Source organism: Nonomuraea rhizosphaerae, from assembly GCF_019396405.1.
Classification (GTDB): Bacteria; Actinomycetota; Actinomycetes; order Streptosporangiales; family Streptosporangiaceae; genus Nonomuraea; species Nonomuraea rhizosphaerae.
Map to the genome: position 1 here is coordinate 1 of NZ_JAHKRL010000350.1, position 9,046 is coordinate 9,046.

The following is a 9,046-nucleotide window of genomic DNA, read 5'->3' on the forward strand; positions in this document are numbered from 1 at the left end:
GGCCGCCGGCTCGTGAGAGCCGGCGGCCTTTTCGCCAGGTGCGCCGCCAGGGACTCGAACCCCGGACCCGCTGATTAAGAGTCAGCTGCTCTGACCAACTGAGCTAGCGGCGCTTGCAGAGAGGAATATACCGGCACTAAGCATCCTGGTCGAATCGATACCCCCGCCAGCTAGAATAAAGTTCGGCCACCCACGCCGACCAGACAGGAGCATCGATGTTCGACTCGCCCGCCGACGTGGGTCAGCGGCTCGCCGCCGTTGGCTACCTCTCCGACGACGCCATCTCCACCTCGGTGTTCCTCGCTGCCGCCCTCGGCAAGCCGTTGCTGGTGGAGGGGCCGGCGGGGGTGGGGAAGACGCAGCTCGCCAAGGCCGTCGCGATGGCGACCCGGGCCGAGCTGATCCGGCTGCAGTGTTACGAGGGGCTGGACGAGGCCAGGGCGCTGTACGAGTGGAACTACAAGAAGCAACTGCTGCGCATCCAGGCGACGAGTGACGACGACGACATCTTCACCGAGGAGTTCCTGCTGGAGCGGCCCTTGCTGAAGGCGGTCCGGGCGAGCGAGCCGACCGTGCTGCTCATCGACGAGATGGACAAGGCGGACGTGGAGGTCGAGGGGCTGCTGCTGGAGCTGCTGTCGGACTTCCAGGTGACGATCCCGGAGCTGGGCACGATCAGCGCGGCGCGCAAGCCGTACGTGGTGCTGACCTCCAACGCGACCCGCGAGCTGTCGGAGGCGCTGAAGCGGCGCTGCCTGTACCTGCACATCGAGTACCCGACGCCGGAGCGCGAGCGCGACATCGTGCTCAGCCAGGTGCCGACGATCCGCGCCGACCTGGCCGAGCGGCTCGCCCGGACGGTGGCCACGCTGCGGGCGCTGGAGCTGAAGAAGGCGCCGTCGGTGGCCGAGACCGTCGACTGGGCCAACACGCTGCTGGCCCTGGGCCGGGAGGAGCTGGACGAGGCGACCGTCGCCGGGACGCTCGGGGTGGTGCTCAAGCACGCCTCCGACCAGGTCAGGGCGGTGAAGGAACTGGGGTTGTCGAATGGGTGACCCGGCCGGCGGACGCGGGGAGCGAGGGCTGTCGGATGGGTGACCTGGTCGACAGGCATGTGGGGTTCGTGCACGCGCTGCGTGAGGCGGGTGTGCCCGTGTCGCTGGCCGAGGGGCTGGACGCGGCGCGGGCGCTGCGGGTGATCGAGCTGACCGAGCGGGAGTCGCTGCGCGCGGCGTACGCGGCGACGCTGGTGAAGAAGCCCGCCTACCGGCCCGGCTTCGACATGCTGTTCGACCTGTGGTTCCCGGCCACGATCACCGGGCTGGCCACGGCTAAGGACCCCGGCTCGGGCCCCGACCTGGAGACAGCCGGGCGCGACGAGCTGCGTGAGGAGCTGGCCAGGCTGCTGGCCGGTGGCAGCGAGGCGGAGATGCGGCAGTTCGCCAGGGTGATGGTGGGCAGGTTCGGGCGGCAGCCGGCCGGCCCCGGCCGCCAGAACTGGTTCTCCTACAGCGTCCTGCGCGCCCTGTCCCCCGAGACGCTGATGGCCCGCATCCTCCAGGAGGCCCTGGCGGGCCAGGAGCGCGGCGGGCTCGCCGAGAAGACGGTGCGGCGGCGGGTCAACGACGGCATCCGCGACTTCGAGGAGGCCGTCGCCACCGACGTGCGCCGCAGGATCGCCGAGGACTCGGGCGTCGAGCGCATCGCCCGCTCCGCCGTACGCCCTCCGCTGGACCAGCTCGACTTCCTGCGCATCACCAAGGCGGACCTGGCCCGGCTGCGCAGGGAGGTGTACCCGCTGGCCAGGCGGCTGGCGGCGAGGCTGACGATCAAGCACAGGAAGGGCAGGCGGGGCCGGCTCGACTTCCGCAGGACCATGCGGGCGTCGTTGCAGAGCGGCGGCGTCCCGCTGACCACGCACTTCAAGCCGCCCCGGCCGCACAAGCCGGAGCTGGTGATCCTCTGTGACACCAGCGACTCGGTCTCGTCGTTCGCGCACTTCACGCTGCTGCTGACGTACGCGCTGAGGGAGCAGTTCACCAAGGTGCGGGCGTTCGGGTTCGTGGACACGGTGGACGAGATCACCCGCTTCTTCGTGCCCGGCGCGGACGTGGTGGAGGCGATGACGCGGCTGGCCAACGAGTCGGACATGGTGCGCTTCGGGCGGACGAACTACGGCTACTCGCTGGAGAAGTTCGCCGAGCGGTACGGGGACGCGATCGGCCCCAAGACGTCGCTGCTGATCCTGGGCGACGCCAGGTCCAACTACCAGCCGCCCGCCCTCGACACGCTCAAGGCGCTGAGCGCGAAGGCCCGGCACGCGTACTGGCTGAACCCGGAGCCACGTCAGCAGTGGGACACGGGCGACTCGATCGCGACCGACTACGGGACGGTCGTGCCCATGTACGAGTGCCGCAACGTCGCCCAGCTCACCGCGTTCATCGAGGAACTGGCGTAACGCGCCCCGGGTCAGGAGCGCTGCCGCTGCAGCTCCCGGGCCGCCGTGCGGGTGAGCAGCTCGATCTGCGCCTCGTCGTACACCTGGCCGGAGGTCGCCTTGATGCGCTTGCCCACCAGACCGGGCTTGATCAGCGTGACGCCCTCGGAGGTCAGCTGGCCGCCGCGGGGCAGCATGCCGCAGTGGACGGCGAGCACCGGCGTGATCGACACCTCGATCCCGGTCTCGCGGGTGAGCAGCTCGGCGAAGGCCGCGCCGGTGGCGATCAGGGCGTCGGCGTCCTTCTTGCCGTACTTCTCGCCGAAGAACAGCTTCCCGCCGTACTCGGCGATCTCGGTGTCGGGGCTCCAGGACTCGTTGTCGATGACCCATACGCCGCCGGGGCCGATGACGAGGTGGTCGATGGAGGCCTGCTCCCTGATCGCGCGGCCGTCCAGGACGCTGTAGCCGAGCTTGCGCAGCGAACGGCGCAGCACCCTGCCGGTGATGACCTCGCCGCGGCGCCTGCCGCGCCAGACCGCGGTGGCGTGGAACGAGCGCCAGGCCAGGTACCAGTCGACACCCGCCACGATGCCCGCGCCCAGCGCGGCCCAGAAGAGGACGAGCGACAGGTCGAACCTGAGTGCCAGGCCGATGCCCGCCGCGAAGCCGACGCCCGCCTTGATCGCCCTTGATCGCTGACGGTTCTTGGCGTCCTCCCGCCAGAACTTCTCGTACCACCACTGCGGCGATGCCCCAGTGTACTTCTCGTCCTGCGTCACGTAGATAGAGCCACCGGGCACGGCAAACTCCCCGAATGTGTTGGGTAACCAAACAGGATCTGCCACACCGAAGATCCCTCGCCAACACAATTAATACCCCACTGCAAGCAAGGGGATCCTAAGGTGACGGAACTAGCACCCCCTAAGTACCATCCCCGATGACTGTCAACCGACCAGTCGGTATGCTGTCAACCGGGACCGAGGGGGACGTAGTGAAGGAAGAACCGGTACGCAGGCGGCTGCTCAGCGAGGCGACCCGTCTGTTCGCGGAGCGGGGCTTCGAGGGCACCTCCGTACAGGAGATCGTAGTGGCCGCCGGTGTCACCAAGGGCGCCATGTACCACTATTTCGATTCCAAGGATGATCTCCTGCACGAGATCTACGGCCGGGTGCTGCGCATGCAGATGGAACGCCTGACCCAGATCGCCGACGGCCCCGGCGCGGTCGCCGAGCGGCTGCACGCGGTGGCGGCCGACGTCGTCGAGACCACCACCGCGAACCTCGACGACTCCAAGATCTTCTTCCTCTCGATGCACCTGCTCGCGCCCGAGACCCGCAAGACCGTGCGCGCCGAACGCCGCCGCTACCACGAGCGCTTCCGCGACCTGGTCATGGAGGGGCAGCGGCAGGGCGTGTTCAGCGAGCGGGTGCCCGCCGAGCTGGTCGTCGACTACTTCTTCGGCTCGGTGCACCACCTGGGCACCTGGTACCACACGGACGGGCCGCTGACCGGCGCCCAGGTGGGCAAGCACTTCGCCGACCTGCTGCTCACCTCACTGGGCGCCGAACCGCCCCACTGACCTCTACGGGGGCCTCTACGGGGATCTACGCGGGCCCCGGCAGGTCGGCCAGCGACGCCAGCGCCTCCCGGTGGTCGCCCGGCGTGCCGAACGCCATCTCCGACGCCTTCGCCCGCTTGAGATACAGGTGTACGGGGTGCTCCCACGTCATCCCGATCCCGCCGTGCAACTGCAGGGCCTCCTCGGCCGCGTGCACGGCCACCCCGGCGTTCCACGACTGGGCCACGGCCACCGTCACCGCGTCCGCGTCGGCGACCGCGGCCCTGGCGGCCGCCTTCGCCCTGACCACGTCCAGCCACAGGTCCGCCAGCCGGTGCTTGATCGCCTGGAACGAGCCGACCGGGCGGGCGAACTGGTGCCGCTCCTTGACGTACGCGAGCGTCGTCTCCAGGCACCACTCGGCCACCCCGAGCTGCTCCGAGGCCAGCAGCCCGGCGCCGTGCCGCAGCACCTCGGCCAGGTCGCAGGGCCCCAGCAGCCGGGCCGAGGCCCCGGTGAACGTGACGTTCGCGACCGGCCGGGTCAGGTCCAGCGACGGCACCACCTCGACGGAGGCGCCCTCCACCTCGTACAGCTCGCCGCCGACCGGCACCACCAGCACGTCGGCCACGTCCGCGCCCGCGACACCGGAGACGCCGCCCGACAGCGTCCCGCCGTCCACGCTCACCGACGACCCGCGCCACGGCGCGTACGGCGAGGCGGCGAACGACACCGCCAGGGCCGCGGTCGTCCGCCCCTCCGCCAGCCCGGCCAGCAGCTCACCGGCCTCGGCCGCCACCAGCGCCCGCGTCGCCAGCACCGCGCTGGTCAGGAACGGCACCGGCGCCACACCCCGGCCCAGCTCCTCCAGCACCACCCCGGCCTCACTGGCCGTCGCGCCGGCCCCGCCGTACTGCTCGGGGATGAGCAGCCCCGCCACCCCGATCTCCCCGGCCAGCGTCTTCCACAGGTCCGGGTCGTACGGGTCGGACTCGACGCGCTTGAGCACCGAGGCGGGCGGGCAGCGGTCGGCGAGCAGCCCGCGCACGGCGGCGCGCAGCTCCTCCTCGACCTCGCCGTAAAGGAGGGTCATCGCGGCAGATCCTTCCAGGGCACGTCCTTGTCGATGCGGGGCTCGGAGGGCAGGCCGAGCACCCGTTCGGAGATGATGTTGCGCAGGATCTCCGACGTGCCGCCCTCGATCGAGTTGCCCTTGGCGCGCAGGTAGCGGTAGCCCGCGCCACGCCCGTAGAAGTCGACGTCCTCGGAGCGGCGGAAGGTCCAGTCGTCGTAGCCGAGGTCGCGCCGCAGCTCCACGTCGAGACCCGACAGCGCCTGGTTCAGCTTGGCGAACGACAGCTTCATCCCCGACCCCTCGGGCCCCGGCTGCCCCGCGACGAGCTGCTCGCGCAGCCGCGCCCCGGACAGGCGGGTCACCTCCGTCTCCACCCACAGCGCCAGCAGCCGCTGGTGCAGGTCATGGGTGCGCAGCTCGGGGTGCTCACGCCAGGTGTCGAGCACGGGGCCGATCATGCCGCCGCCACGCCGTACGGGGGCGCCGCCGATCGCGACGCGCTCGTTCATCAGCGTGGTCTGCGCGACCCGCCAGCCCTCGCCGACCTCGCCGAGCCGCAGGTCGTCCGAGAGCCGCACGCCCGTCAGGAACACCTCGTTGAACTCGGCCTCACCCGTGATCTGCCGCAGCGGCCGCACCTCGACGCCCGGAGCGTGCATGTCGCAGATGAAGTACGTCATGCCGCGGTGCTTGGGCACGTCCGGGTCGGTACGGGTGACCAGGATGCCCCACCGGGAGTGGTGCGCGCCCGACGTCCACACCTTCTGGCCGTCCACGACCCACTCGTCACCGTCCCTGACCGCCCTGGTGCCCAGCGTGGCCAGGTCGGACCCGGCGCCGGGCTCGCTGAAGAGCTGGCACCAGATCTCCTCACCGGTCCACAGCGGGCGCAGGAAGCGGCTCTTCTGCTCCTGCGTCCCGAACGCCAGGATCGTCGGCGCGGCCATGCCCAGGCCGATGCCCTGCACGCCGGTGTTGAGCTGGGGCGTGTGGGCCAGCTCCCGCTCGACGACCTGCTGCAGGTCACGCGGCGCCCCGAGCCCGCCCAGGCCCTCGGGATAGGCCACCCACGCCAGCCCGGCGTCGTACCTGGCCCGCAGGAACGCCGGCCGGTCGGAGGGGTCGTTCGCCGCCAGGAACGCACTCACGCGGTCCTTTATGTCCGCTTCGTTCACATGTACCTCTTCAGTTCGCGGTAGGCGAGGGAGCGCTTGTGCACCTCGTCGGGGCCGTCGGCCAGGCGCAGGGAGCGGGCGCCCGCCCAGAGCCCGGCGAGCGGGAAGTCCTGTGAGACGCCGCCGGCGCCGTGGACCTGGACGGCCTTGTCGAGGATCCACTCGACGGTGATCGGGGTGGAGATCTTGATGGCCTGGATCTCGGTGTGGGCGCCCTGGTTGCCGGCGGTGTCCATGAGCCAGGCGGTCTTGAGGACCAGCAGCCGGAGCTGCTCGATCCGGATGCGGGACTCGGCGATCCAGTCCTGGACGACGCCCTGCTGGGCGACTGGCTTGCCGAACGTCGTGCGCTCCAGCGCGCGGCGGCACATCAGCTCGACGGCGCGTTCGGCCATGCCGATCAGGCGCATGCAGTGGTGGATCCGGCCGGGGCCGAGCCGGGCCTGGGCGATGGCGAAGCCGCCGCCCTCCTCGCCGATGAGGTTGTCGACGGGCACCCGTACGTCCTCGAAGACGATCTCGGCGTGGCCGCCATGGTCGGCGTCGGTGTAGCCGAACACGTGCATGCCGCGCTTGATGTTCATGCCCGGCGTGTCGCGCGGGACCAGCACCATGCTCTGCTGGCGGTGCTTGGGCGCGTCCGGGTTGGTCTTGCCCATCAGGATGAAGATCTTGCAGTTGGGGTTCATGGCGCCGGAGATGAACCACTTGCGGCCGTTGATGACGTACTCGTTGCCGTCGCGGACGATCGAGGTGGCGATGTTCGTGGCGTCGGAGGAGGCCACGTCGGGCTCGGTCATCGCGAACGCCGAGCGGATCTCCCCGTCGAGCAGCGGCTGCAGCCACTCCTTGCGCTGCCACTCGTTGCCGAACATGGACAGGACTTCCATGTTGCCGGTGTCGGGCGCGGCGCAGTTGGTCGCGGTGGGGGCGATGCGCGGGCTGCGGCCCATGATCTCGGCGAGCGGGGCGTACTGGAGGTTCGTCAGGCCCGCGCCGTGGTCGCCGGGCAGGAACAGGTTCCACAGGCCGCGCTTCCTGGCCTCGTCCTTCAGGTCGGTCAGCAGTGGCGGGGAGCTCCAGCCGCTGGTCGCCGCCTGCTCCTCGAAGGCCGTCTCGGCCGGGTAGACGCACTCGTCCATGAAGCGCAGCAGGCGCTCGCGCAGGTCCTCGGTGACGCTGTCGAAGGCGAAGTCCATGCCTCCGACCCTACCGACCGGCCGGTATGCCTGTCGACAGGTGGCTCTCCGGAAAACTGGACAGGTGGCCATAATCGTGATTCCGGGCCTGACCTAGTGTGGCCGCCATGACCGCCACGATGCCCTCTCCCGTCGTCCTCGAGAACGACGTCGTACGCCTTGAGCCGCTCACCCTCGGCCACGTCCCGGACCTGTTCCTGGCCGGCGGCGGCGACGCGGAGGTCTGGCGCCACCTGCCCGTCCGCGCGCCCCGGAACGAGGCCGAACTGGCGGAGGTCGCGGGGCACCTCATCTCCGACGACAGGCACATACCCTTCGCGGTCGTGCTCAAGTCGGTCGCGTTCGAGTCGGCCGGGCGTGCCGTCGGCTGGACGACGTACTGTGACGTGCCGGGCTTCGACCAGAGCGTCGAGATCGGGTGGACGTGGTACGGCAGGGAGGTCTGGCGTACGGCCGTCAACACGAGCTGCAAGCTGCTGCTCATCGACCACGCCTTCGACAAGCTGGGCTACAACCGGGTCATGCTCAAGACGGACATCCTCAACGAGCGGTCGCAGGCGGCGATCAAGCGGATCGGCGGGGTGCACGAGGGGACGCTGCGGCGGCAGCGGCAGCGTCCGGACGGCACCTGGCGCGACACGGTGTATTTCGGCATCCTCGAAGAGGAGTGGCCGCAGCATCGAGCTCGCCTGACGACGTAGCCGAGATTTAGCCGAAAAATCCGCCGAAAGGGGCGCATGACCGACCGGCTGGGGGGCTACTGGCTTGGCTCCCGGCTCGGCGGTGTCGTGCACGACGCCTACGACGAGTCGGGCGTCCGGTATGCGCTCACGCTGCTGCGGGACGCCGAGGGGCAGGCCGGGCCGGTCAAGCACGCCATGCAAGTGCGCTCGCTGTCGGTGGCCCGGGTGGTGGACGCCTGTCTCGACGGGGACGCCCCTTACCTGGTCAGCGAGCACGTCTGCGGGCCGACGCTGGGCGAGGTGGTCGGGCGGCGCGGACCGTACGGCGGGGACGACCTGTACCGGCTGGCGGCGTCCACGGCGACGGCGCTGGCGGCGATCCACGAGGCGGGGGCGGCGCACGGGCGGCTCGGGCCCCGGCAGGTCATCCTCGGGTCCGAGGGGCCGCGGATCGTCGGGCTCGGGGCTGATGGACGGGGCGCCGGCGGATCGGCCGCTGACGGGGGCGGCGCGGCGGGGGATGTGCGGGACTGGGGCAGGCTGCTGGTGTTCGCGGCGTACGGCCCCTCCTCGCCCCTGGAGTCGGAGCGGCCGCTCGACCGGCTCGACCGGCCGCTGCGTGAGCTTGTCCTGGCCGCGTTGCGCCGCGACCCCGACCGGCGGCCGAGCGCCCGCCAGCTGCTCATGTCGCTCCTGGACGTGCCGCAGTCGCAGCAGGGGCGGCTGCTGCCGCCCGAGCCCGTGGACGACCCGCCGCTGGGCGCGCGGGCGGAGGCGCTGTACCTGGGGCTGGGGCGGGCCGAGCAGGATCTGGTGCCGGAGGTGTTCCTGCGCCTGGTCGGCATGGCCGCCGACGGGACCGACACGCGGCGGCGGGCCGGCCGGGACGAGCTGGTCACCGGCCGGCCGGCGGGGC

At 70.9% G+C, this 9,046-nt stretch carries 9 protein-coding genes and 1 tRNA gene; 5 read left to right on the forward strand and 5 right to left on the reverse strand.

The window, feature by feature from the left end:
* Window positions 1–39: 39 nt before the first annotated feature.
* Window positions 40–113, reverse strand: a tRNA-Lys gene (locus KME77_RS17590).
* Window positions 114–215: 102 nt separating this feature from the next.
* Here KME77_RS17590 and KME77_RS17595 point away from each other — a divergent pair.
* Window positions 216–1,055 (forward strand): AAA family ATPase, encoded by an 840-nt coding sequence (locus KME77_RS17595; protein ID WP_219468644.1) that lies wholly within the window; start codon window positions 216–218, stop codon window positions 1,053–1,055.
* A 35-nt stretch (window positions 1,056–1,090) separates the two neighbouring features.
* Complete coding sequence (locus tag KME77_RS17600) at window positions 1,091–2,458, forward strand: vWA domain-containing protein (protein ID WP_219468647.1); 1,368 nt, start codon at window positions 1,091–1,093, stop codon at window positions 2,456–2,458.
* 11 nt (window positions 2,459–2,469) lie between these two features.
* On the opposite strand, the gene KME77_RS17605 is transcribed toward KME77_RS17600, so the two are convergent.
* Window positions 2,470–3,240 (reverse strand): nuclease-related domain-containing protein, encoded by a 771-nt coding sequence (locus KME77_RS17605; protein WP_219468650.1) that lies wholly within the window; start codon window positions 3,238–3,240, stop codon window positions 2,470–2,472.
* 161 nt (window positions 3,241–3,401) lie between these two features.
* Between KME77_RS17605 and KME77_RS17610 the strand changes: the two genes are divergently transcribed.
* The gene (locus KME77_RS17610) at window positions 3,402–4,019 is read left to right on the forward strand and encodes a TetR/AcrR family transcriptional regulator (protein WP_219468653.1); all 618 of its coding nucleotides are present in this window, start codon (window positions 3,402–3,404) and stop codon (window positions 4,017–4,019) included.
* A gap of 25 nt (window positions 4,020–4,044) precedes the next feature.
* Here KME77_RS17610 and KME77_RS17615 read toward each other — a convergent pair whose 3' ends face one another.
* From KME77_RS17615 to KME77_RS17625, 3 genes are read right to left on the reverse strand one after another with little or no spacing between them, the layout of a single operon-like run.
* Window positions 4,045–5,091: an acyl-CoA dehydrogenase family protein gene (locus KME77_RS17615; RefSeq protein WP_219468656.1), complete on the reverse strand. Its 1,047-nt coding sequence runs from the start codon at window positions 5,089–5,091 to the stop codon at window positions 4,045–4,047.
* Window positions 5,088–6,248 (reverse strand): acyl-CoA dehydrogenase family protein, encoded by a 1,161-nt coding sequence (locus KME77_RS17620; RefSeq protein WP_219468660.1) that lies wholly within the window; start codon window positions 6,246–6,248, stop codon window positions 5,088–5,090. The genes KME77_RS17615 and KME77_RS17620 overlap by 4 nt, the downstream gene beginning before the upstream one ends.
* Entirely contained in the window at window positions 6,245–7,447 is a 1,203-nt protein-coding gene (locus tag KME77_RS17625) for an acyl-CoA dehydrogenase family protein (RefSeq protein WP_219468663.1), read from the reverse strand. The genes KME77_RS17620 and KME77_RS17625 overlap by 4 nt, the downstream gene beginning before the upstream one ends.
* 107 nt (window positions 7,448–7,554) lie before the next feature.
* Here KME77_RS17625 and KME77_RS17630 point away from each other — a divergent pair, with 107 nt between their 5' ends.
* Together KME77_RS17630 and KME77_RS17635 are read left to right on the forward strand one after the other, a co-directional pair.
* Window positions 7,555–8,148 carry a GNAT family N-acetyltransferase gene (locus tag KME77_RS17630; RefSeq protein ID WP_219468666.1) on the forward strand — a complete coding sequence of 198 codons (594 nt, stop codon included), beginning with the start codon at window positions 7,555–7,557 and terminating at the stop codon, window positions 8,146–8,148.
* Between the two features lie 36 nt (window positions 8,149–8,184).
* The coding region (locus KME77_RS17635; protein WP_504739332.1) for a serine/threonine-protein kinase at window positions 8,185–9,046 on the forward strand (862 nt) is incomplete at its 3' end.